General features: G+C 64.8%; 19 protein-coding genes. 10 read left to right on the top strand and 9 right to left on the bottom strand.

The annotated features are described in order from the left end of the window. Nucleotides 1-9 precede the first annotated feature (9 nt). The 3 genes from rpe (at nt 10) to LB525_RS15645 (ending at nt 3,312) form a co-directional block, all read left to right on the top strand. A complete protein-coding gene (rpe, locus tag LB525_RS15655) occupies nt 10-687 on the top strand; it encodes a ribulose-phosphate 3-epimerase (RefSeq protein ID WP_224545280.1) in 678 nt (225 codons plus the stop codon). Between the two features lie 261 nt (nt 688-948). Continuing rightward, the gene (locus tag LB525_RS15650; protein WP_224545279.1) at nt 949-1,686 is read left to right on the top strand and encodes a GntR family transcriptional regulator; all 738 of its coding nucleotides are present in this window, start codon (nt 949-951) and stop codon (nt 1,684-1,686) included. A 108-nt stretch (nt 1,687-1,794) separates the two neighbouring features. After that, entirely contained in the window at nt 1,795-3,312 is a 1,518-nt protein-coding gene (locus tag LB525_RS15645) for a malonate--CoA ligase (RefSeq protein WP_224545278.1), read from the top strand. A 182-nt stretch (nt 3,313-3,494) separates the two neighbouring features. On the opposite strand, the gene nagA is transcribed toward LB525_RS15645, so the two are convergent. From nagA to LB525_RS15625, 4 genes are read right to left on the bottom strand one after another with little or no spacing between them, the layout of a single operon-like run. Then, a complete protein-coding gene (gene nagA / locus LB525_RS15640) occupies nt 3,495-4,655 on the bottom strand; it encodes an N-acetylglucosamine-6-phosphate deacetylase (protein ID WP_224545277.1) in 1,161 nt (386 codons plus the stop codon). Next, nucleotides 4,652-5,683 carry an SIS domain-containing protein gene (locus LB525_RS15635; protein ID WP_224545276.1) on the bottom strand — a complete coding sequence of 344 codons (1,032 nt, stop codon included), beginning with the start codon at nt 5,681-5,683 and terminating at the stop codon, nt 4,652-4,654. Before LB525_RS15635 ends, nagA begins: the two co-directional genes overlap by 4 nt. Beyond that, on the bottom strand, nt 5,680-6,459 hold the full coding sequence (locus tag LB525_RS15630; RefSeq protein WP_224545275.1) for a GntR family transcriptional regulator: 780 nt from the start codon (nt 6,457-6,459) through the stop codon (nt 5,680-5,682). The genes LB525_RS15635 and LB525_RS15630 overlap by 4 nt, the downstream gene beginning before the upstream one ends. Then, nucleotides 6,456-7,337: a BadF/BadG/BcrA/BcrD ATPase family protein gene (locus tag LB525_RS15625; RefSeq protein WP_224545274.1), complete on the bottom strand. Its 882-nt coding sequence runs from the start codon at nt 7,335-7,337 to the stop codon at nt 6,456-6,458. The genes LB525_RS15630 and LB525_RS15625 overlap by 4 nt, the downstream gene beginning before the upstream one ends. Before the next feature lie 200 nt (nt 7,338-7,537). On the opposite strand from LB525_RS15625, the gene LB525_RS15620 reads away from it, so the two are divergent. From LB525_RS15620 to LB525_RS15595, 6 genes are all read left to right on the top strand, one after another. Beyond that, entirely contained in the window at nt 7,538-8,488 is a 951-nt protein-coding gene (locus LB525_RS15620) for an N-acetylmuramic acid 6-phosphate etherase (protein WP_224545273.1), read from the top strand. Nucleotides 8,489-8,602: 114 nt separating this feature from the next. Then, nucleotides 8,603-9,877 (top strand): ABC transporter substrate-binding protein, encoded by a 1,275-nt coding sequence (locus LB525_RS15615; RefSeq protein WP_224545272.1) that lies wholly within the window; start codon nt 8,603-8,605, stop codon nt 9,875-9,877. 241 nt (nt 9,878-10,118) lie between these two features. Then, nucleotides 10,119-11,048, top strand: a complete 930-nt coding sequence (locus LB525_RS15610) for a carbohydrate ABC transporter permease (protein WP_095768146.1) — start codon at nt 10,119-10,121, stop codon at nt 11,046-11,048. 8 nt (nt 11,049-11,056) lie between these two features. Then, nucleotides 11,057-11,896 carry a carbohydrate ABC transporter permease gene (locus LB525_RS15605; RefSeq protein WP_140546948.1) on the top strand — a complete coding sequence of 280 codons (840 nt, stop codon included), beginning with the start codon at nt 11,057-11,059 and terminating at the stop codon, nt 11,894-11,896. Between the two features lie 64 nt (nt 11,897-11,960). Continuing rightward, the gene (locus LB525_RS15600) at nt 11,961-13,022 is read left to right on the top strand and encodes a Gfo/Idh/MocA family protein (protein ID WP_224545271.1); all 1,062 of its coding nucleotides are present in this window, start codon (nt 11,961-11,963) and stop codon (nt 13,020-13,022) included. A gap of 15 nt (nt 13,023-13,037) precedes the next feature. Further along, nucleotides 13,038-14,036, top strand: a complete 999-nt coding sequence (locus tag LB525_RS15595) for an ABC transporter ATP-binding protein (RefSeq protein WP_224545270.1) — start codon at nt 13,038-13,040, stop codon at nt 14,034-14,036. 204 nt (nt 14,037-14,240) lie between these two features. On the opposite strand, the gene LB525_RS15590 is transcribed toward LB525_RS15595, so the two are convergent. The 5 genes from LB525_RS15590 to LB525_RS15570 all read right to left on the bottom strand — a co-directional run bounded on the left by LB525_RS15590 (nt 14,241) and on the right by LB525_RS15570 (nt 20,960). Next, the gene (locus LB525_RS15590; RefSeq protein ID WP_224545269.1) at nt 14,241-15,086 is read right to left on the bottom strand and encodes a fumarylacetoacetate hydrolase family protein; all 846 of its coding nucleotides are present in this window, start codon (nt 15,084-15,086) and stop codon (nt 14,241-14,243) included. 173 nt (nt 15,087-15,259) lie between these two features. After that, nucleotides 15,260-15,991, bottom strand: a complete 732-nt coding sequence (locus LB525_RS15585) for an SDR family oxidoreductase (protein ID WP_224545268.1) — start codon at nt 15,989-15,991, stop codon at nt 15,260-15,262. 280 nt (nt 15,992-16,271) lie between these two features. Beyond that, on the bottom strand, nt 16,272-18,647 hold the full coding sequence (locus tag LB525_RS15580) for an aldehyde dehydrogenase family protein (RefSeq protein WP_224545267.1): 2,376 nt from the start codon (nt 18,645-18,647) through the stop codon (nt 16,272-16,274). Between the two features lie 16 nt (nt 18,648-18,663). After that, nucleotides 18,664-19,710, bottom strand: coding sequence for a deoxyribose-phosphate aldolase (deoC, locus tag LB525_RS15575; RefSeq protein WP_095768140.1), 1,047 nt, complete (start codon nt 19,708-19,710; stop codon nt 18,664-18,666). A 422-nt stretch (nt 19,711-20,132) separates the two neighbouring features. Then, nucleotides 20,133-20,960 carry a ferredoxin--NADP reductase gene (locus LB525_RS15570; RefSeq protein WP_224531671.1) on the bottom strand — a complete coding sequence of 276 codons (828 nt, stop codon included), beginning with the start codon at nt 20,958-20,960 and terminating at the stop codon, nt 20,133-20,135. Nucleotides 20,961-21,181: 221 nt separating this feature from the next. Between LB525_RS15570 and LB525_RS15565 the strand changes: the two genes are divergently transcribed. Beyond that, the gene (locus tag LB525_RS15565; RefSeq protein ID WP_224545266.1) at nt 21,182-23,254 is read left to right on the top strand and encodes a hydantoinase/oxoprolinase family protein; all 2,073 of its coding nucleotides are present in this window, start codon (nt 21,182-21,184) and stop codon (nt 23,252-23,254) included. Nucleotide 23,255 lies beyond the last annotated feature (1 nt).

The following is a 23,255-nucleotide window of genomic DNA, read 5'->3' as shown; positions in this document are numbered from 1 at the left end:
ATTTGCGCCATGAGCAAGAAGACCCTGATCGCGCCATCGGTGCTGGCGTCGGATTTTTCGAAGCTGGGCGATGAGGTCGAGGCCGTCACCGCGGCCGGCGCCGACTGGATCCATCTCGACGTGATGGACGGCCATTTCGTGCCCAACATCACCTTCGGCCCGCCGGTGATCAAGGCGATCCGCAACCGCACCAAGGCCTTCTTCGACTGCCATCTGATGATTGCGCCGGCCGATCCTTACCTGGCGGCCTTCGCCGAAGCGGGCTGCGACGGCATGACGGTGCACGCCGAGGCCGGGCCACATCTCGACCGCTCGCTCCAAACCATCAAGAACCTCGGCAAGAAGGCAGGCGTCTCGCTCAACCCGGCAACGCCGGAAACGGCGATCGAGTATGTGCTCGACCGGCTGGACCTCATCCTGATCATGACCGTCAATCCGGGCTTCGGCGGGCAGGCCTTCATCCCGGCGATCGTGGACAAGGTGAAACGGGTGAAGGCGCTGATTGGCGGTCGGCCGATCCGTATCGAGATCGACGGCGGTGTTTCGGCCGAAACGGCGCCGCTGGTGACCGCGGCCGGAGCCAATGTGCTGGTAGCGGGCGCCGCAGTCTTCAAGGGCGGCAGCGTCGAAGCCTATAGGGCAAATATCGAAGCAATTCGAACGGCTGCCGACAGGGCCGCCAGTTAAACATATAACGGTGCGAGCCTCGCGGGAGTTGTACAACCGCGACAGGGATTGAACGATTGTTCATTCTATGAAGCGACGCAGGAACATCGACTTTTCCCTGAGATTCTACTCTGTTCAATAAATAGACGATCCGCTTGTCTTAAAGTCGAATATCGTCATCTTCCGCTTGAGACACCTCATTGCCCGGCTGTATGATACATGTACGGGAATTGCTTCGCCGCGGGGCCCTGGCAAACCAGGGGCAAAGCAACAGGAGTTCGATTGACAAACGGAAGCACCGAGCCGGGCGAGAGCAAGGGCGCCAAAAGCACGCTTGCCAGTTCGGTCTACCAGCAACTCCGCGACGACTTGCTGCGCGGAGCCCTGGAGTCCGAGACGAAACTGCGTGTCGAGTGGGTCGTTTCCCGCTATGGCGCCGGCGCCTCGCCGGTGCGCGAGGCGCTCAACCGCCTGGCCGCCGAGGGCCTGCTCGGCCGTCACGACCAACGCGGCTTTTTCCTGATGCCGGTCAGCGCCGCGGAACTGGAGGAGCTGACGCGTACGCGCTGCTGGCTGGAGGAGCGGGCGCTGCGCGAATCCATTGCGCACCGCACCGCAGAATGGGAAGAGCAACTGGTGCTTGCCCTGCACCGCCTGGCGCGCGCCGAGCGCCGCCTGCCGGATGACCCGGCAACCAACAATCCAGAATGGGAAAAGCTGCACCGCGCCTTCCATCGCGCCCTGATCGCGGCCTGCAGGTCGCACTGGCTGATCGGCTTTTGCGATCAGCTTTCCGACCAGGCCTCGCGCTACCGCCTGATCGCGCAAAACGCGCCAGGCACGGGGCGCGACGATCTCGGCGAGCATCGCATCATCGCCGAACGCACGCTGGACGGCGACGCCGACGGCGCGGTCGAGGCGCTTCTCAATCACTACCGCCTCACCGCGGCGATGTGCATGGAACGCCTCGCCCAGGGTTATGATCCGAGGGCCGGCAAGTCCCAACGCGGCCGTAAATAGCGGATCGAAAAATCAACGCAGTTTTTGCTCCGGGCGCCAAATCTGGTATTCGCTCAGGCGAGCGCAAGGCATGCGCCATTCGGCCTTCGTCCGCCTTGAGGACATCTCATGACCAATCATCTCTTCAGCGCTTTCCGTTCCCGCATGCCGGCGCCCGGCCGGCTGCTGATGGAGACGGATGACGGCCGTTCGATCACCTATGGCGACATGGTGGCGAAGTCGGCGCAGCTGGCGCATGCCCTCGCGCAGGCCGGCGTCGAGCCCGGCGATCGGGTCGCGGTCCAGGTCGAGAAGAGCCCGGAGGCGATGCTGCTCTATCTCGCCTCGTTACGCACCGGCGCGGTCTTCCTGCCGCTCAACGCCGCCTATACGCTGCCCGAGCTCGACTATTTCTTCCGTGACGCCGGGCCGAAACTGATCGTTTGCGATCCGGACCGCCTTGCCGGCGTCGAACCGCTTGCCGCGGCGATCGGCGCCACGGTGCTGACGCTCGGCCGCGACGGACAGGGAACGCTGGCCAGCCAGGCTTCGCGACAGGCGACGGATTTCAGCGATGTCGCGCGCGGGCCGGACGATCTTGCCGCGATCCTCTACACCTCCGGCACCACCGGCCGTTCCAAGGGCGCGATGCTCAGCCACGAGAATCTCGCCTCCAACGCCCGCGTGCTGGTGGAGCAATGGCGCTTCGGCGCCGACGACGTGCTGATCCATGCGCTGCCTATCTTCCACACACACGGCCTGTTCGTCGCCACCAACGTCGTCTTGATGGCCGGCGCGACAATGTTCTTCGAGCAGAAATTCGATCCCGCGCGCATTCTGTCGCTGATGCCGCGCGCGACGGCTTTGATGGGCGTGCCGACCTTCTATGTGCGGCTGTTGCAGCAGGACGGCCTGACACGCGAGGCGGCGGAGACGATCCGGGTATTCATCTCCGGCTCGGCGCCGCTGCTCGCCGAGACGCACAAGGCCTGGCGCGAGCGCACCGGCCACGCCATCCTCGAGCGCTACGGCATGACCGAGACCAACATGAACACGTCCAACCCCTATGACGGCGAGCGGCGCCCGGGCACGGTCGGCTTCCCCTTGCCCGGAGTCTCGCTGCGCATCACCGATCCCGAGACGGCCAAGCCGCTGGCCCAGGGCGAGATCGGCATGATCGAGGTCAAGGGGCCGAACGTCTTTGCCGGCTATTGGCGCATGCCCGACAAGACCAAGGCCGATTTCCGCGACGACGGCTTCTTCATCACCGGCGACCTCGGCCTGATCGATGCCGACGGCTATGTCCACATCGTCGGGCGCGGCAAGGACCTGATCATCTCCGGCGGCTACAATGTCTATCCGAAGGAGATCGAGAGCGAGATCGACGCGCTGGACGGTGTCAGCGAAAGCGCGGTGATCGGCGTGCCGCATCCCGATTTCGGCGAAGGCGTCACGGCGGTCGTGGTGCGCAAGCCGGGCTCGGCGATCAGCGCCGCCGACATTGCCGGCGCCATCGCCGGCCGGCTGGCGAAATACAAGCATCCGAAGCAGGTGATCTTCGTCGACGAACTGCCGCGCAACACGATGGGCAAGGTGCAGAAGAACGTGCTGCGCGAGGCGTATAAGGATATCTATACAGCCGGCTAACAACACTGCGTCGTCACCCTAGGGCGAAGCAAGGAGCGAAGCGACGCGCGCAGACCCTAGGGATCCATGCCGTGACGCTAAGGCGTTGCAAAGATTACAGAATTCTGCACCGTTGCGCCCTGCGGCAGAGGTCACGGAATGGATCCTCGGGTCAAGCCCGAGGATGACGAAACTGCGAAGGCCTACGCTCCAAACACCTTCCTGCCGCCGATCCAGACGTTGCTGACATCCAGGTCCTCCGACAGGCGGACAATGTCGGCGGCGGTGCCGTTGGCGAAGCGGCCGAGGCGGTGGGCCTGGCCGATCGCCTCGGCCGGATAGAGCGAGGCCATGCGCAGAGCCTCGTCGAGATCGAGCCCGACGACGCGATGGACGTAGCGCACGGCGGAAATCATGTCGAGATCGGCGCCGGCCAGCGTGCCGTCGGCAAGCCGCAGGCTCCCGTCCTTGCGGTAGATGGTGCGGCCGTTGAGCGTGAACGATGTCATGTCGGTGCCGATCGTCGCCATGGCATCGGTGACCAGCACGATCTTGCCAGGCCCCTGCTTGCCGCGCAGCGCAAGCATCATCGTCGCCGGATGGACATGGATGCCGTCGGCGATGATCCCAGCATACAGGCCGCCGGTGTCGATCGCCGCACCGGCCAGGCCCGGCTCGCGGTTGCCGACCTGGCTCATGGCGTTGAAGAGGTGCGTGACCACCGTGGCGCCGGCTTCGGCGAAGGCGGTGGCCGTCGCGTAGTCGGTATCGCTGTGACCGAGGCTGACGACGACGCCGGCCTTGGCCAGCGCCGCGACACGTGCCGGCTCGACCGATTCCGGCGCGATCGTGGTGAGCAGGACGGGAAGCTGTTTGCGCGCCGCGATCAGCGCCGCCTGGTCGGCGTCGGTCATCGGCCGGATCAGCGCCGGATCGTGCGCGCCCTTGCGGGCTACCGAGAGATGCGGCCCTTCCAGATGCAGGCCGAGGAAGCCTGGCGCCTTTTCCCGGGCGGCCTCGGCGCCGGCGGCGATGGCGGCGGCGGTGATCGCCGGCGTGTCGGTGATCAGCGTCACCAGCAGCGCCGTGGTGCCGAAAGGCGCGTGAGCCCGGCAGATGGTCTCGATCGAGGCGACGTCGGGATGATCGTTGAGCATGACGCCGCCGCCGCCATTGACCTGGATGTCGACGAAACCGGGCACAAGCAGGCCGCCGCCGGTCTCGACCGTCGAAACGCCGGACGGAATGGCGCCGGTGGGCAGGATGGCCTCGATGACGTCGCCCTTGACGACGAGGGCGGCGTTGTCATGCCAGTCGGCGCCGTCGAAGATGCGGGCGCCGGTGAGTGCGAAACGGTCGCTCATACGGTTTCCGTTACCTTGCGCAGGTTGCGCGGCGCATCGGGGTCGAGGCCGCGATGGCGCGCGAAGGCCTCGACGAAGCCGTAAAAGGACACGATTAGCGGCAGCGGATCGGTCAGCGGGTGGCCGGTGGCGACATGGGGAAGAAGCCGCGCGGCCCTCGCCTTGTCGGAGGTGATGAAGGCGGCGGCGCCCTTGGCCGTCAGGCCGTCGGCCGCCTCGGCGACCGAGGGTTCGGACGCATCGCGCGCGGCAAGCGCCAGGACCGGGAACCCGGGGCCGACCAGCGCCAGCGGCCCATGCATGACTTCGGCGGCGCTGTAGGCCTCGGCGTGCATCGCGCAGGTTTCCTTGAATTTCAGCGCCGCCTCGCTGGCGATCGCGAAGGAGGGGCCGCGGCCGAGGATGAACAGCGACTGCGGGTTCTCCAGAGCGCCGGCGAGCGCCATCCAGTCGCAGGCGATCGCCTTCTCGAAATGGCCGGGAAGGCCGGCGAGCGCCTTGATCAATGCTTGGTCATCCGTGGCATGCGCCATCAGCGCAAGGCCGGCGACGGCCGAATTGACGAACGTCTTGGTGGCCGCGACGCTGCGCTCAGGTCCGGCCAAGATATCGATGGCATAGTCGGAGGCCCGCGCCAGCGGCGAGTCCGCCGTGTTGGTGATGGCGACGGTGAGCGCGCCGCCGGCCCTTGCCGTTTCGGCCATGGCAACGATGTCCGGGCTCTTGCCCGACTGCGAGATCGCCAGGCAGGCCGAGCCCCGGAGCCTCAACCTGGCGCCATAGATCGACGCGATCGACGGCCCAACGGAGGCGACCGCTAGGCCTGCCGTCAGCTCGACGGCATATTTCATGAAGGTCGCGGCATGGTCGGACGAGCCGCGCGCCACGGTGACGACGAAATGCGGATCGCGCTCGCGAAGGCCGCGACCAGCCTCGGCCAACATGGCGGACGAGCCGTCGAGAAGGCGCGCGGCCGCTTCCGGGATCTCGTCGATCTCGCGCCGCATATGGGTGGTGCTGGCATTCATGGCCGGAGCTCCTCTCCCGGCCCGGTCAGCCGGAGTTCCGCGACAAAGTCATAGGCGTCGCCCCTGTAAACCGAGCGGGTGAACTCGATCACCTTGCCGCTCGCCAGATAGGAAATGCGCTCGATCTGCAGTCCGGCAACCCCCGGAGGCACTTCCAAGAGGCGCGCATCGGCGTCGCCGAGATTGGTGGCGGAGATGCGCTGCACGGCGCGTACCGGGCGATTGCCGGTCGTTTCCAGCGCCGCATAGAGCGAGGAGCCGATCGCTTCGGGATCGGGCAGGACGCTGGCCGAGAGCGCCGCGCGCTCGATCGCCAGCGGCGTGTCGTTGGCAATGCGCAGGCGCGCGACGCGCGCCACCAGCTCGGTAGAGGAGAGGCCCAGCACCATCATCTCCTCCGGCGACGGCGCATAGAGGCCGCGGTCGAGCCAGACCGAGCGCACATTCATGCCGCGGCGCGCCATGTCCTCGGTGAAGGAGGTGAGCCGCGACAGCGACTGCTCGACACGCTCCATGCGCGGCGCGACGAAGGTGCCCGAGCCGTGGCGCTGGACGAGGATGCCGCCCTTGACCAGGTCCTGCACCGCCTTGCGCACGGTGACGCGCGAGATGTCGGCCTTGCTCGCGATGTCGCGCTCGGAGGGCAACGCGTCGCCCGGACCGATCAGGCCGCGATTGACCGCTTCCTCGATGCTGCGCCTGAGCTGCAAATAGAGCGGCGCGCCGCTCTGCGAGGATTCTTTCAGCATGGAGAAGATCTGGTCGGCGGCGCTCATCGGGCGGCCTCCGGACCCTTGGCAAAGATGCGCACGGCCATCTGCACGGCGCCGCCCAGCGCATCGTCGAGCGGGGCTTTGAGCAGCGCCTGATAGCGTGCCGAAAGGCGCGGCGCATAAAGCGGCGCCAGGCCGCCGAGCAGGCAGAGCGGAGCATGGTCGGCAAGCTCGAGCGCGTTGAGCGAGGCCTCGACATCGGCGACCGCCTTGCCGAGGATGAAATTGGCGACGAGGTCGCCCTTTTCTGCATGCTCGAAAACCTTTGGCGCGAAGCCGCCGAAATCGCCCGGCTTGGCGTTGGTGGTGAATTCCACCACGTCTTCGGGATTGTTGCGGAAGACGGCGAGCATGGCGTCGGTCAAGGGCGAGCCCGGACGGATGCCGTCATAGGCAAGCAGCGTCTGTTCCAGCAGGTCGCGGCCGATGCGGGCGCCGCTGCCCTGGTCGCCGACCTGGAAACCCCAGCCGCCGATGGCGCGCGACTTGCCGTCCTTACGCGCCATATAGGCGGTGCCGGTGCCCAGAATGGCCATGGCGCCGTCACCGGAGCCGACCGCGCCCTCTAGCGCGATCTCGGCGTCGGTTTCGACACGACTCCGGCTGAAGGGCAGGATCGCCTCGAGCTGCTGCCGGTAGGTGCCGACATTGGCGCCGGCGAGACCGAGAATGGCCGGCGTTTGGGGAATCAGTTCCGGATCCGCCCCGGCGGCCAGAAAAGCCTGCCTGGCCGCCTCGACAATGTTGGCACGGGCGCCAGTGAGGTCGGTGCGGATGTTGGCGGCGCCGCTCTTGGCGCGACCGACTACGGCGCCCCCGACGGTCGCAAGGGCCGCCCTGCAGCTGGTGCCGCCGCCATCGATGCCAAGCACGAATTTCACGCGATTTCTCCTCGGAGCCGGATAATACCAATAAAATACCAATAGCCAAGAGTTAATTTCTGTTCAAAAAAGATTAAGGCGCATTTTATTGAAAAATCACGCCAATTTGCCGACAAGGGAGGTCCGCCGCCTGAAATTCATTAATGCGTGTGGACAAGTGGTATTTTTTTGGTATTGTTCGCTCAATCGGAGGAAAATGCATGGCCGAGACGCGCACCGAAGCGCTCCACCAGAATGCCGAGGGGCTGGATGTCCAGGCCCCGGAAACCATTCTGGCGTTCCTGGCCAATGCCCAGATCGAGGCCGGCAAGGCCGTGCACGGCGCCATTCCGGCGATTGCCGTTGCCGCCGAACTCATCGCGAAGCAATTGAAGAGCGGCGGCAAGCTTGCCTATGCGGCGGCCGGCAGCTCCGGCCTGATGGCGCTGGCCGACGCGCTGGAGTTGCCGGGCACCTTCGGCATTGCGCGCGACCGCATCGCCATCCTCATCGCCGGCGGCGACGACGCCTTCCGCACGCTGGCCGGCGGACCGGAGGACGATACCGAGGAAGCGGCGGCGGCGGTTGCCGCGGCCGCCATCGGCAAGGGCGACTGCCTGATCGCCATCTCGGCCAGCGGCTCGACCCCTTATGCGGTCCAGGCGCTGCAGGACGCGCGGCGCCGAGGCGCCGCCACCATCGCGATTGCCAACAACCGGGGCGCCGTCCTGTTCGAGCAGGCCGACGTTGCCGTCCTGCTCGAAACGCCGCCTGAGCTGATCGCCGGCTCGACGCGCATGGGCGCGGGCACGGCGCAGAAGATCGCGCTCAACATGCTTTCGACGCTCACTGCCATCCATCTCGGCCATGTCCATGACGGCTACATGGTCAACCTCACCGCAGACAACATCAAGCTGCGCGACCGCGCCGTGCGCATGGTCGCCGCCATCAGCGGCAAGAGCCGCGACGACGCCGCCCGCCTGCTCGAAGAGAGCCGCGGCGGCGTCAAGACCGCCATTCTGCTCGCCGCGGGCGCCGCCAGCGCCGACGCGGCCGAGAAGATACTGGAAGGAACCGGCCAGAAGCTCAGGCCGGCGCTTTCCGCGCTGGGGCATGATTCCGAAAAGTGGAACCCGCTTTTCGGAAAAGATCATGCCCTAACAAAGAGGTAGGGCCCTTTTCATCCCGATTTCCATCGGGGTGAAACGGGCTTGCGAGGGGAGCAAGGGGCGCTGAGCCTCTGTTCTCAAAACCGAACCTGAAAAAGGTCAACAGGGAGACTGAAGATGAAGACCAAACTACTGACGGCCCTTCTGCTCGGCACAAGCATTCTCGGTACGGGCATCCTCGGCACGACCGGGATGGCGCTGGCCGAGGACGTGACGCTCAACATCGAAAGCTGGCGCGGCGACGACCTGACCATCTGGAAGGACAAGCTGATCCCGGCTTTCGAAGCCAAGAACCCCGGCATCAAGGTGGTGTTCGCGCCTTCGGCGCCGACCGAATACGATGCGGCCCTCGGCGCCAAGCTCGCCGCCGGCTCGGCAGGCGACCTGATCACCTGCCGCCCCTTCGACAAGTCGCTGGAGCTGTTCAAGAAGGGCAACCTCGCCGACCTGAGCTCGCTGCCTGGCATGGAGAACTTCTCGCCCGTCGCCAAGGCCGCCTGGCAGACCGACGACGGCAAGTCGAGCTTCTGCGTGCCGATGGCCTCGGTCATCCACGGCTTCATCTACAACAAGGATGCCTTCGACAAGCTCGGCATCAAGGTGCCGCAGACCCGCGACGAGTTCTTCGCCGCGCTCGACAAGATCAAGGCGGACGGCACCTATATCCCGATGGCGATGGGCACCAAGGACCTCTGGGAAGCCGCGACCATGGGCTACCAGAATGTCGGCCCGAACTACTGGAAGGGCGAGGAAGGCCGCCAGGCGCTGATCAAGGGCGAGCAGAAGCTCACCGATCCGCAGTGGGTCGAGCCCTTCAAGGAATTGGCCAAGTGGAAGCCTTATCTCGGCGACGGCTTCGAGGCGCAGACCTATCCGGACAGCCAGAACCTGTTCACGCTCGGCCGCGCCGCCATCTACCCGGCCGGCTCGTGGGAAATCGGCCTGTTCAACACCCAGGCGCAGTTCAAGATGGGCGCCTTCCCGCCGCCGGTCGAGAAGGCAGGCGACACCTGCTACATCTCCGACCACACCGACATCGGCATGGGCCTGAATGCGGCGTCGAAGCATGCGGAAGAGGCCAAGAAGTTCCTGTCCTGGGTCGCCTCGCCGGATTTCGCCACCATCTACGCCAACGCGCTGCCCGGCTTCTTCAGCCTGAACTCCTCGCCGGTGAAGATGGAAGACCCGCTGGCGCAGGAGTTCGTCTCCTGGCGCGGCAAGTGCAAGTCGACGATCCGCTCGACCTACCAGATCCTGTCGCGCGGCACGCCGAACCTCGAGAACGAGACCTGGGTCGAATCGGCCAATGTGATCAACGGTACCGACACGCCGGAAGCTGCGGCCAAGAAGCTGCAGGACGGCCTCGACAGCTGGTACAAGCCGGCGAAGTAAGAGCATCGATTGCGATGCCGGCCGGGCTCGGGCCCGGCCGGCATCAAACAGTTCCCGATAGCGATTGTCGGCGCAGCCTCCCGGCCTTACCCTCGCCGTGCGGGGAAGACGGAGCCGATCTGTCGCTGGCCTTGTCTTTCTCCTCAAGGGGACAGCCAAGCCGGGCATCGAGGCATCAGCTAGCATCAACCGACCTGGAACCCAGAGACGGCGGGGAACCGAACTCATGGCTACCGAACTCATGGCTGCAGAAACGCGACCGAAAAGAGCGATCCGCTGGCATGTCGGCGTCTTCCTGGCGCCGGCAGTGCTGGTCTACACCGCATTCATGATCCTGCCGCTGTTCGGCACGCTGCAGCTTTCGCTGTTCCGCAACATCGAGCAGTCCCAGGTCTTTGTCGGACTGGGCAATTTCCGCACGCTGTTCGGCGATCCGAACTGGTCGGTGAATTTCTGGAACGCGCTGAGGAACAATGTCTGGTTCTTCATCATCCACATGCTGGTGCAGAACCCGATCGGTGTGCTTCTGGCGGCGCTTCTTTCCAGCCCTCGGCTGCGCTTCACCGCCTTCTACCGCACGGCGATCTTCGTGCCGACGATCCTGTCCTTCGTCATCGTCGGCTTCGCCTGGAAGCTGATCCTGTCGCCGATCTGGGGCGTGGCGCCGCATCTGATGGATTTCGTCGGATTGAAGAGCTTCTTCACGCCGTGGCTCGGCAAGGAGCAATATGCGCTGACCGCGCTCAGCCTGGTCTCGGTCTGGCAGTTTGTCGGCATCCCGATGATGCTGATCTATGCAGCGCTGCTGTCGATCCCCGACGAGGTGATCGAGGCGGCCGAATGCGACGGCGTCACCGGCATGGCGCAGTTCTGGAAGATCAAGCTGCCGCTGATCCTGCCCTCGATCGGCATCATCTCGATCCTGACTTTCGTCGGCAACTTCAATGCTTTCGACCTGATCTACACGGCGCAAGGGGCGCTGGCCGGGCCGAACTATTCGACCGACATCCTCGGCACCTTCCTCTACCGCGCCTTCTTCGGCTTCCAGCTGCAGGTCGGCGATCCCAACATGGGCGCGACCATCGCCACGATCATGTTCCTGATCATCCTCGCCGGCGTCTGCGTCTATCTGTTCCTCGTGCAGACGCGCCTGCGTCGCTACCAGTTCTGAGGCGCACCATGAGCACAGCCACACGTTCGCTTCCCCGCGCCATCGGCGCGCATGCGATCCTCCTGACCTACACGGCGATCGCGCTGTTTCCGGTGATCCTGGTGGTGATGAATTCGTTCAAGTCGCGCGCGGGCATCTTCGGCGCGCCGCTGACGCCGCCGACGCCGAAGACCTTCGACCTGATCGGCTACACCACGGTGATCGGCCAGGGCGACTTCATCCACTATTTCCAGAACAGCCTCGTCGTCACCGTCGCCTCGCTGTTCTTCGTGCTTCTGTTCGGCGCGATGGCGGCCTTCGCGCTGTCGGAATACCGCTTCCGCGGCAACACGATGATGGGCCTTTACCTGGCGCTCGGCATCATGATCCCGATCAGGCTCGGCACTGTCGCCATCCTGCAATTGATGGTGGCGACCGGGTTGGTCAACACGCTGACGGCGCTGATCCTGGTCTATACCGCGCAAGGCCTGCCGCTGGCGATCTTCATCCTTTCGGAATTCATGAAGCAGGTGTCCAGCGACCTGAAGAATGCAGGCCGCATAGACGGGCTGTCGGAGTACACGATCTTCTTCCGGCTGGTGCTGCCGCTGGTGCGTCCGTCCATGGCGACCGTCGCCGTCTTCACCATGATCCCGATCTGGAACGATCTGTGGTTCCCGCTGATCCTGGCGCCTTCGGAGGAGACCAAGACCGTGACGCTCGGCGCGCAGCTCTTCCTCGGTCAGTTCGTCACCAACTGGAATGCGATCCTGGCGGCGCTGTCGCTGGCGATCCTGCCGGTGCTGATCCTCTATGTCATCTTCTCGCGGCAGCTGATCCGCGGCATCACGTCGGGAGCGGTGAAGTGAGCCGCAATAGCCAACTTTTGATAGGGCTGCGCTTCACCCTCTCAGGAAAAAATGGAGCAGTCAGGTGAGCGATAAAACCCCTCTTCGCGTAGTCGTCGCCGGCCTCGGCAATATGGGCCGCAGCCATGCGCTTGCCTACCACAGCAACCCAGGCTTCGAGATCGCCGCACTCGTCAACCGTTCCGACGTGCCGCTGCCGGACGGGCTCGCCGGCTACGGCATAAGGCGCTCCTTTGACGACGCGCTGCGCGACGAGAAGCCGGATGTCGCGGCGGTCGCCACCTATTCCGACAGCCATGCCGACTATGCGGTGCGGGCCTTCGAGGCCGGCTGCCATGTCTTCGTCGAGAAGCCGCTGGCGACCACGGTTGCCGACGCAAAGCGAGTCGTCGATGCCGCGAAGGCCAACGGCAAGAAACTGGTGATCGGCTATATCCTGCGTCACCATCCGTCCTGGGTGCGGCTGATCGCCGAGGCGCGCAAGCTCGGCGGCCCATATGTCTTCCGCATGAACCTCAATCAGCAATCCTCCGGCCACACCTGGGAGACGCACAAGCAGCTGATGCAGACGACGTCGCCGATCGTCGATTGCGGCGTGCATTATCTCGACGTGATGCTGCAGATCACCGACTCGAGACCCGTCGAGGTGCGCGGCATGGGGGTGCGGCTGAGCGATGAGGTGGCTCCGTCAATGTACAATTACGGGCACCTGCAGGTGCTGTTCGAGGACGGCTCGGTCGGCTGGTACGAGGCCGGCTGGGGGCCGATGATCTCGGAAACGGCCTTCTTCGTGAAGGACGTGATGTCGCCGAAGGGCTGCGTCTCGATCGTGATGAAGGAGGGCGTCAGGTCCGACGACATCGACACCCATACCAAGACCTCGACGATTAGGCTGCATAGCGCGGCGACCGGGCCGGACGGCAAATTCGCCCGGGAGGACCAGCTGCTGTCGATGGAAGGCGAACCGGGCCACCAGGAGCTTTGCGACCTCGAACAGGCCTTCCTGCTCAAGGCCATCCGCGAAAACATCGACCTCACCCGCCACATGGACGATGCCGTGAAATCGCTCGCCGTCTGCCTTGCCGCCGACGAGAGCGTGCGCAGCGGCAACGCCGTGAAACTCTAGAACAGGGACGACGCCGTGGGTTCGCTGAAGATCGAGAATGTGAAGAAGGCTTTCGGGCCGGTCGAGGTGCTGAAGGGCATCAACCTCGAAGTGACGGACGGCGAGTTCGTCGTCTTCGTCGGCCCGTCCGGCTGCGGAAAATCGACGCTGCTGCGCGTCATCGCCGGCCTGGAAGATTCGACCTCCGGCCGCGTGCTGATCGACGGCACTGACGTTTCCGTCACGCCGCCGGCCAAACGCGGCATCGCCATGGTGTTCCAGACCTACGCGCTCTACCCGCACCTGACGGTGAAGAACAATATGGCGCTTGGCCTGAAGCAGGCCGGCACGCCGGCGGCCGAGATCGAGCGGCGCATCAAGATCGCCTCCGCGATGCTGTCGCTGGAGCCCTATCTCGAGCGCCGCCCGGCGGAACTGTCGGGCGGCCAGCGCCAGCGCGTCGCCATCGGCCGCGCCGTGGTGCGCGAGCCGAAGCTGTTCCTGTTCGACGAGCCGCTGTCCAACCTCGATGCGGCGCTGCGCGTCAACACCAGGCTTGAGATCGCGCAGCTGCACCGGCGGCTGAAGGCGACGATGATCTACGTCACCCACGACCAGGTCGAAGCGATGACGCTGGCCGACAAGATCGTGGTGCTCAACGCCGGCCGCATCGAGCAGATCGGCAGCCCGATGGAGCTCTACAATTCGCCGGCCAACGAATTCGTCGCCGGCTTCATCGGCTCGCCGAAGATGAATTTCATCGACGGCGCCAGGCTGGGCGAGACGGCCAAGACCATCGGCGTGCGGCCGGAGCACGTCACCGTCGACGCGACGTCGGGCGCCTGGAAAGGCACGGTCGTGCATGCCGAGCATCTCGGCGCCGACACCAATCTCTATCTCGACTGCGAGAAGGCCGGGCTGATCACCGTGCGCATCTTCGGCGTCTACAACGCCGAGCCGGGCGCGACGCTCTACGCGACGCCGGATGCGGCGAAGACGTATCGGTTTGGGGCGGATGGGAAGGTGCTGAAGTAGCGCCGGCTTCCCCTTCTCCCCTTGTGGGAGAAGGTGGCCGCGAAGCGGCCGGATGAGACGGGTTGGAAGGATCTCGTCGCGGCAGAATGAAGCGTGGGATATCTTCAATCTTCAAGGCGGCACTCCGCTGGAGCACCCCTCATCCGTCTCGGCGCTGCGCGCCGATCCACCTTCTCCCACAAGGGGAGAAGGGATCGTCGCACCTTACTCGTCCGCTTTGAACGTCTGCTTCTGCTGGCCCAATCCCTCGATGCCGAGCTCGACGACGTCGCCGGGCTTCAGGAACACCGGCGGCTTCATGCCGAGGCCGACGCCGGGCGGGGTGCCGGTGGAGATGATGTCGCCGGGATGCAGCGACATGAATTGGCTGAGATAGGCGACCAGATATTTCACGCCAAAGACCATTGTCCTGGTCGAGCCGTTCTGCATCGTCTTGCCGTTGACGGTCAGCCACATCTTGAGGTTCTGCGGGTCGGCGACCTCGTCTTTGGTGACCAGCCATGGCCCGGTCGGGCCGAAGGTGTCGCACGACTTACCCTTGGTCCACTGGCCCTGGCGCTCGGCCTGGAAGGCACGCTCGGAGACGTCATGCGCGACGCAGTAGCCGGCAATATAATCCAGCGCGTCGTCCTCCGAGACATACTTCGCCGTCTTGCCGATGATCACGCCGAGCTCGACTTCCCAGTCGGTCTTGACCGAGCCGCGCGGGATCAGCACGTCGTCATCGGGCCCGACGATCGCCGAGCTTGCCTTCATGAAGATGATCGGCTCCGGCGGCACGGTGGCGCCGGTCTCGGCGGCGTGATCGGAATAGTTCAGGCCGATGCAGATGAACTTGCCGGTGCCGGCGACGCAGGCGCCCAGGCGCGGCTTGCCGGGGACCACCGGCAGCGACTTCGGATCGAGCTTCGAGAGCATCTCCAGCGAAGCCGGATGAAGCGCCGTGCCGGCGATGTCGGCGACATGAGCCGAAAGATCGCGGATCGTCCCATCCGCATCGAGCAGGCCGGGCTTTTCACTGCCAGCTTCGCCATAGCGCAACAACTTCATCTCAACGTTCTCCACCTTGCGGCCAAGGGCCGGTTTTGCAAATTGCCATCAAAGCCAGCGGACCGTAGTTGCCGACCCCGTCCACGGCAAGCAAGCCTCGCTGCTATGCCGACCAAATCGTCGAGATTTTCAGACGTTCGATCCGACCGCCCCACCGATATCCGAGCCTCTCGTCAGATCGACCAGCCGCCATCGATATTATAGGCCTGCCCCGACGTGTAGGTTGCGCCAGCAAGATAGACGGCGAGATCGGCGATCTCCTCCGGCGTGCCAAGCCTGCCCATGGGCTGGCGGGCGATGAAGGCCGCGCGCGCTGCCTCATAGTCGCCTTGGGCATGCATGCGGTCCTGCAGCGACGGGCTTTCGACCGTGCCCGGGCAGATCGCGTTGCAGCGTATGCCCTTGGCGACATAATCGGCGGCAACCGCCTTGGTCAGGCCGACCACGGCCGCCTTGGTCAGGCCGTAGACGAAGCGGTTCGGCACGCCCTTCTGCGAACTCGCCAGCGACGCCATGTTGATGATCGAGCCGTCGCCACGATCCAGCATGCCGGGCAGCACGGCGCGGATGGTGCGGATCATCGAACGGACATTGAGGTCGAGCGCGAAGTCGAGATCCTCGTCCTTCATCTCGAGGATGGAGCCGCCATGGACGAAACCGGCGCAGTTGAACAGCACGTCGACTTGGCCGATCTCGGCGAAGGCAGTAGCGACGGCCGCATCGTTCAGCACATCGAGCTTGCGTATCTTGATGCCAGGCGTCTTGCCCAGCTCGGCCAACAGCGGCTCGTTGATATCGGTGGCGTGAACGGTCGCGCCCGTCTTGGCGAAAGCCAGCGCGCTCGCCCGGCCGATGCCTTGCGCCGCCGCGGTGACGACGACCACCTTACCTGCCAGATCCGCCATGCTTTTCTCCTCACCTGCCTGGTGCGTCCGCGTCTATTGATGGCCAGTCCGGGCGTCATGCGCCAGACCGTCAGCACCGTACGGCCTAAGTTCTTGCCCATAGATAAAGATGTTTTTTCTGGTTAAAGAACACCCGCACAAGCGTCAAGCCCGAACGCGATCACCTTCGCGGCAGCTGCTTTAATGCATATAGTCTGTCGCGGCGCAAGGACTTGTATGACAACCGGGCAACAAGTTCCGCTGCCCTGGACCATTCGGGCACGCCGCGCTTCGTAAGCGATCAATCGCCGTAAGGCACCCAGACATTCTTGACCTCGATGGCGCGGCGCAGGATGGCCTCGCCGGCCGCCTCGCCCGAGGCCCAGTCGAGGCTACGACCATTGCCGGTCCAGACGCGCTTGAGGTTGCCGATGGAGTCGGCCTCCGCCTTGGCGCAGATGTCGGCATTGGCGAACACCCAGAGCCCGTCGACATCGTCATGCTTGGCCAGAACGCCGGCGAGCTCGGCGCTGCGGCCGGTGACGATGTTGATGGCGCCGGCAGGCAAGTCAGAATATTCAATCACCTGGTAGAGGTCGGTGGCCAAAAGCGGATGCCGCTCGGACGGGACGGCGACGACTGTGTTGCCCATGGCGAGCGCCGGCGCGACCAGCGAGATGAAGCCCAAAAGCGGCTGGTTGTCCGGCGCGACGATACCGACGACGCCGACGGGCTCATGCAGCGCAAGTGTCACGACACGGGCCGGCGGCTGGTGCACGCGGCCTTCGAACTTGTCGGTGAGGCCAGCATAAAGGAACAACCGCTCAATCGACTGCTCGACCTCTTCGCGCGCGGCCTTGGCGGTGACGCCGGTCAACTGGACAAGGCGTGCGGCGAACTCATCGGCGCGGCCCGAAAGGTTCTCTGCGAAATAATAGAGCACCTGGCTGCGGTTATAGGCGGTCGCCTCCGGCCAGGCCTTGCAGGCGCGGGCGGCGGCGACGGCATCGCGGATGTCCTTGCGGTTGCCGAGGCCGACTTCGCCGGCAAGCTTGCCCTTGGCGGTGGCGATGGCGAGCGAATAGTTGCCATCCGGGCGCACCTGCTTGCCGCCGATGAACAGCTTTGCCGTGCGGTCGATCGCCGTACCCTCGGCCTGTTCGACCGGCTGGGCTGTTCCGGCCACGGCTGGCTTGATGACGGACCCGACCGGCAGCTTGGCTGCGAGATATTCGAACATGCCCTCGCGGCCGCCTTCGCGGCCAAAACCGCTTTCGCGATAGCCGCCGAAGCCGCAGGCGGCGTCGAACATGTTGGTGCCGTTGACCCACACCACGCCCGCCTTCAATTGCGGCGCGACATGCAGGGCCAGATTGATGTTCTCGCTCCACACCGAAGCGGCCAAGCCGTAGCGCGTGTTGTTGGCAAGCTCGATCGCCTCCTCGGTGTTGCGGAAGCTCATCGTCGCCAGGACAGGGCCAAAGACCTCTTCCTGCGCCAGAATGTTAGCCGGCGAAACACTCGTCGCGAGCGTCGGCAGGTGATAGTAGCCTGTCGTCGGCAAGGCAGCGTCCGGCTGCCAGCAGACGGCGCCCTGTTTCGCGCCCTCGGCGATGAGACCCTTGACGCGGTCGAGCTGGGTGCGGTCGACAAGCGGGCCGATGTCGGTGTTCTTGTCGAGCGGGCTGCCGACGCGCAGCCGGCTCATCCTGACCTTGATCTTGGCGATGAAGGCTTCCGCAACGCCTTCCTGCACCAGCAGACGCGAGCCGGCGCAGCAGACCTGGCCCTGGTTGAACCAGATGCCGTCGACCAGACCTTCGACGGCGCTGTCGAGATCGGCATCCTCGAAGACGATGAAGGCCGACTTGCCGCCGAGCTCCAGTGAAAGCTTCTTGCCCGACCCGGCGGTGGCCTTGCGGATGATCTTGCCGACTTCCGACGAGCCGGTGAAGGCGATCTTCTGGATGCCGGGATGATTGACGATGGCAGCACCGGCCTCCGGGTCGCCCTGGACGATGTTGACGACGCCTTTCGGCACGCCGGCCCGCTCGCAGATCTCGGCGAACAATATGGCGGTGAGCGGCGTGAATTCGGCCGGCTTCAGCACCACAGTGCAGCCGGCGGCCAAGGCCGGCGCGATCTTCCAGGCCAGCATCAGCAGCGGGAAGTTCCACGGGATGACCTGGCCGACGACGCCGACCGGCTTATGGTCGGGAAAATCCTTCTCGAGCGTCTGCGCCCAGCCGGCATGATGGACGAAATGACGGATTGCCAGCGGCACATCGATGTCGCGGCTCTCGCGGATCGGCTTGCCGTTGTCGATCGATTCCAGCACCGCGAACAGGCGCTGGTGGCGCTGCATGGCGCGGCCGATAGCATAGAGCACTTTCGCGCGGGCGTAGCCCGAGGATGCCGACCATTTTGGCAGCGCCTTTGCTGCCGCCGCGACCGCCGCGTCGATATCGGCGGCGCCGGCATCCGAGACCTTGGCAAGCAGCTTGCCGGAAGACGGCTCGCTGGTGTCGAAAGTCTTGCCGCTTGTCGCCGCTTTCCAGCCGCCGTCGATGAACAGCGCCTTGGAGAAGTCGCGGCCGGCAAGCCAGGCGTCGGCCTCGTTGCGCGCTTCCGGCGCCGGGCCGTATTCCATGGCGTGATAGCGTTCGAGGATGTTCATGGGGCGCACTCGTAGCCTACGCCATCGCGTGGCGGTGGTTGGCCGAATAGTGGCCGGTCAAATGATGCTCGAGCTGGCGCTCGATGTCGGTGAGCAGGCTGGAGGCGCCGAAGCGGAACAGGTCCGGCTCGAGCCAGGGACGGCCGAGTTCCTCCTTCATCAGCACCAGCCAGTCGAGCGAGACTTTTGCCGTCGAAATGCCGCCGGCCGGCTTGAAGCCGATGAGATAGCCGGTCTCCTCGAAATAGGCGCGGATGGCGCGCACCATGGCAAGGCCGACGGGAAGCGTGGCGTTGACGCTTTCCTTGCCGGTCGAGGTTTTGATGAAATCGGCGCCCGCCATCATCGCAACCATCGAGGCGAGCATGACGTTGCGCAGCGTGGCGAGGTCGCCGGTGCCGAGGATAACCTTGAGATGCGCATCGCCGCAGGCGGCGCGCATGGCGACGATCTCGTTGAACAGTTCACGCCACTTGGCGCCGTAGACCAGGCCGCGCGGAATGACGACGTCGATCTCGTCGGCGCCGTCCTTCACCGAAGCCTCGATCTCCTGCAGGCGGGTCGAGAGCGGCGCAAGGCCGTGCGGGAAAGCAGTCGAGACGGCGGCGACATGGATGCCGGTGCCGCGCACGGCGTCGACCGCGGTGGCGACGAAGGGATGGTAGACGCAGACCGCCGCCGGACGGATCGCCTCGCCCGATATGCCGAGGCCCTCGACGATATCGCGGCGCAGCGGGTTGATCGCCTTGGCGCAAAGCCGGCGCACGCGCTCGTCGGTATCGTTGGAGTTCAGCGTGGTGAGATCCATGCAGGCGATGGCGCGCAAGAGCCAGGCGGCCTGGTTGTCGGCCTTGATCGAGCGCCGCTTGGTGAGCGTCGCGACCCGACGCTCCAGCGCCGAGCGGTTGACGCTGCGCACCGATTCCAGAAAACCGAGATCGAGCTTCATGCCGGGATTGCGGGCAATGCCGTGGTCCAGCGGTAGCGGCGTGTTGGCGGCGGCGCGCGCCGGCAGCGGCATCACCTTGGGCGCGCCTGCGCCGGCCTCGCGGATCGTGCTCATCTCCTGCCCTTTCACTCAGCGCCTTTGCGCTTTTATGCCTTCGTGGGTGTCATTGGGTGGCACGAACGAAGATAGCCCGTGAAGCGATGCTTCACGAGTCTTTCAAAGGGTCATAGCGCAAAAAGGCCGCTCAGGCAGCAGATTTTTGACCGTATGGTCAAAACATCATGCTCCCTGCGTTGGAGATTGGCCGAAATGCCCATCCCTTCGTCATACTCGGGCTTGACCCGAGTATCCATGCCGTGACCTCTGCCGCAGAGTGCAACGGTGCAGAATTCCGTAACCGCCGCAATGCCTTAGCGTAACGGCATGGAGGGTCTGCGCGCGTCGCTCCGCTCCTTGCTCCGCCCTAGAATGACGAAGCGCGAATGCCGTCGCTAATCTCAGACGCCTCCAACAGAGCAGGCGGACCGCGATATGTCTCAGCCGACGAAGGCGCGCTCGACGACGAAGCTGGCCGGATGGCTGAGCGAGCCTTCCTGGAAGCCGAGGCTTTCGGCGAGTTCCTTGACGTCCTTCAGCATGTGCATCGAGCCGCAGATCATGATGCGGTCGGTCTCGGGATTGAGTTTCTCGATGCCGAGGTCCGCATAGAACTTGCCCGAGCCGATCAGCGCGGTGATGCGGCCCATGCGCGCCGATTCCTCGCGGGTCGTCGAATTGTAGAGCGTGACGCGGCCGCCGGTCAGCTCGCCGATCAGCGGATCGCTTTCGAGCGCCGCCACCAGCTCCTGGCCATAGGTGAGCTCGGCATTGTCGCGGCAGGTGTGGGTGAGGATGACCTCGTCGAACTTCTCGTAGGTATCGGGGTCGCGCAGCAGGCTGGCGAAGGGCGCGATGCCGGTGCCGGTCGAGATCATGATCACGCGCTTGGCGGGCGTCAGCGCGTCGAGCACCAGCGTGCCGGTCGACTTCTGACGCATGATGACGGTGTCGCCGACCTCAATCTTCTGCAGCTCGGAGGTCAGCGGACCGTCCGGGACTTTGATCGAGAAGAATTCAAGCTCGTCGTCCCAGGCGGGGCTTGCAACCGAATAGGCGCGGAAGATCGGCTTCTCGGCATTGGGCAGGCCGATCATGACGAACTCGCCGGAGCGGAAGCGCAGCGACTGCGGCCGGGTGATGCGGAAGGAGAACAACCGGTCGGTATAATGCTTCACCGACACCACGGTCTCGGCATAGACATTGGCCGGGATCGGGAACTGCAGCGGCTTTGCGCCGGCGACGTTCAACGCGGATGTCGTGTTCATTCCAACCCAACTTTCCGGCCCAGACGGAACCTTCTGGCGCCAAACCTTCTCCTGCGCGCCCGAACGGTCAGGTTCCGGCGTGCTCCCTGCACACTGTCAAGCGGTAAGCTCTTGTGTCGACAATTTATTAGTATACAAATGATCTCCAGGTCAAGATGGCGGCGTAAAACGCCTTTCCAAACCGAGGCATATCCGTAGTCCTGGCATTTCGGGTTTCGGCAATGAATGAGAAATTTTCGGCGTCGGCGGGAAGCGTCGTGGCTGGCATCGATGTCGGCGGAACCTTCACCGATCTGCTTTTGATCGACGGCAAGGCGGGCGGCAAGGTCCATATCGCAAAGACACCTACCACGGTGGAAAACCAGGCCTTCGGCGTCGTCGCGGCACTTGGCGCCACCGGTTTTCCGATCGACGGCATCGACCTCATCGTGCATGGCACGACGACCACGACCAACGCCGTGCTGGAACGTCGCCTGGCGCGGACCGGCATGATCACCACCCGAGGCTTTCGCGACGTGATCGAGCTTGGGCGCCGCACAAGGCCGCAGGCCTATGGGATGACGGGCACTTTTGTCCCCATCATTCCCCGCGACCTTCGGCTGGAAGTGTCGGAGCGGGTCGAGGCGTCGGGCGCCGTGCGCATTCAACTCGACGAAGCCGAGATGCGCGATGCGGTGAAGGCGCTGCTCGACGCCGGCTGCGAGTCGCTGGTCGTCCATTTCCTGCACTCCTATGCCAACCCCTCGCACGAGCGGCGCGCCGCCGAGATCGCGGCGGAGCTCTGGCCGAACGGCCACATCACCACCGGCCATGCGCTGCTTTCGGAAGCGCGCGAGTTCGAGCGCGGCGTCACCGCGGCGGTCAACGCCTCGGTGCAGCCGATTCTCGAACGCTATGTCGAGCGGCTGCGCAAGGAGCTGGCGGCAAAGGGCTACGCCCGCGACTTCCTGATCATGAACGGCAATGGCGGCATGATCTCGGCCCGCTTCGTCACGCAGGAATCGGCCAAGACCGTGATGTCCGGCCCGGCCTCCGGCGTGATCGCCGCCGCCTATACGGGAAAACGCGCCGGCTTCGGCAATCTCGTCACTTACGACATGGGCGGCACCTCGACCGACGTGGCGCTGATCCGCAACGCCGAACCCGCCGTCTCCAACGAGATCGAGATCGAATATGCGATGCCGATCCATGTGCCGATGGTGGCGGTGCACACGGTGGGCGCCGGCGGCGGCTCGATCGCGCGCGTCGATGCGGCCGGGCTGATCCAGATCGGCCCGGAAAGCGCCGGCGCAAATCCTGGCCCGATCTGCTACGGGCGCGGCGGCATCGAGCCGACCATCACCGACGCCAATCTGGTGCTCGGCCGCCTGGCGCCGAAGAAATTGCTCGCCGTCGACAATCCCGTCACGGTCGAGCACGTCACCGACATTTTCGAAGACCGGATCGGCAAGCGCACAGGGCTCTCCGGCGTCGAAGCGGCGGGGGCCGTCTTGAGGCTCGGCAACATGAAGATGGCGGGCGCCATCCGCATGGTCTCGGTCTCGCGCGGCCACGATCCGCGCGATTTCGCGCTGTTCGCCTTCGGCGGCGCCGGACCGCTGCACGCGACGGCGCTCGCCCGCGAGCTCGGCCTGCCGAGGGTGCTCGTGCCGGCGCGCCCGGGCATCACCAACGCGCTCGGCTGCGTTGTGGCCGATCTGCGGCACGACTTCGTCAACACAATCAACCAGCCGGTCGGCGGCCTCGATGAAACCGCGCTTCGCGAGGTGTTGGAACGGCACCGTAACGAAGGTGAGGCGCTGATTGCCAAGGAAGCGGTGAAACCCGACGCGATCCGCGTCACCCATTCGGCCGACATGCAGTTCGTCGGCCAGACGCACATCATCAACGTGCCGCTGCCCTCCTCGTCAGTTTCACGAGAAACACTGCAGCTTCTGTTCGAAAAAGCCTATTTCGCCCGCTTCAAGGTCGAGTTGCCGGAGATCCGTGCCAACCTCGTCAACCTCAACACATCGGTTACCGGCGTGCGGCCGCAGATAGACCTGTCGCAGCTGATCGACCCGGCGGGACGCGCGGCCACACTCGAGGAGGTGCGGCGCGAAATCCGGCCGGTCTGGTATCACGGGACCTGGCACGACACGCCGGTCTACGCCCGCGAAAAACTGCCGCTCGATACAACAATCGAGGGTCCGGCGATCCTGGAACAGATGGATGCGACCACCGTGCTCGAACCCGGCGACCGGGCGCGCTCGGATGCCGACGGCAACATCATCATCGACATCGGTGAGGGCTAAG

The organism is Mesorhizobium sp. CA16 (assembly GCF_020165175.1).
In the GTDB taxonomy this organism is placed as follows: Bacteria; Pseudomonadota; Alphaproteobacteria; order Rhizobiales; family Rhizobiaceae; genus Mesorhizobium.
The sequence above is the reverse complement of the archived record's forward strand: the minus strand, read 5'-3'. Positions and strand labels throughout refer to the sequence as shown.

Coding starts and splice junctions, on each gene's coding strand:
- LB525_RS15615 (WP_224545272.1), top strand. CDS start 8,603: ATGAAGACCAAACTACTGACGGCCCTTCTGCTCGGCACAAGCATTCTC.
- LB525_RS15645 (WP_224545278.1), top strand. CDS start 1,795: ATGACCAATCATCTCTTCAGCGCTTTCCGTTCCCGCATGCCGGCGCCC.
- LB525_RS15605 (WP_140546948.1), top strand. CDS start 11,057: ATGAGCACAGCCACACGTTCGCTTCCCCGCGCCATCGGCGCGCATGCG.
- LB525_RS15590 (WP_224545269.1), bottom strand. CDS start 15,086: ATGAAGTTGTTGCGCTATGGCGAAGCTGGCAGTGAAAAGCCCGGCCTG.
- LB525_RS15565 (WP_224545266.1), top strand. CDS start 21,182: ATGAATGAGAAATTTTCGGCGTCGGCGGGAAGCGTCGTGGCTGGCATC.
- LB525_RS15610 (WP_095768146.1), top strand. CDS start 10,119: ATGGCTGCAGAAACGCGACCGAAAAGAGCGATCCGCTGGCATGTCGGC.
- LB525_RS15630 (WP_224545275.1), bottom strand. CDS start 6,459: ATGAGCGCCGCCGACCAGATCTTCTCCATGCTGAAAGAATCCTCGCAG.
- LB525_RS15635 (WP_224545276.1), bottom strand. CDS start 5,683: ATGAATGCCAGCACCACCCATATGCGGCGCGAGATCGACGAGATCCCG.
- LB525_RS15580 (WP_224545267.1), bottom strand. CDS start 18,647: ATGAACATCCTCGAACGCTATCACGCCATGGAATACGGCCCGGCGCCG.
- deoC (WP_095768140.1), bottom strand. CDS start 19,710: ATGAGCACGATCCGCGAGGCCGGCGCAGGCGCGCCCAAGGTGATGCCG.
- LB525_RS15585 (WP_224545268.1), bottom strand. CDS start 15,991: ATGGCGGATCTGGCAGGTAAGGTGGTCGTCGTCACCGCGGCGGCGCAA.
- nagA (WP_224545277.1), bottom strand. CDS start 4,655: ATGAGCGACCGTTTCGCACTCACCGGCGCCCGCATCTTCGACGGCGCC.
- rpe (WP_224545280.1), top strand. CDS start 10: ATGAGCAAGAAGACCCTGATCGCGCCATCGGTGCTGGCGTCGGATTTT.
- LB525_RS15620 (WP_224545273.1), top strand. CDS start 7,538: ATGGCCGAGACGCGCACCGAAGCGCTCCACCAGAATGCCGAGGGGCTG.
- LB525_RS15570 (WP_224531671.1), bottom strand. CDS start 20,960: ATGAACACGACATCCGCGTTGAACGTCGCCGGCGCAAAGCCGCTGCAG.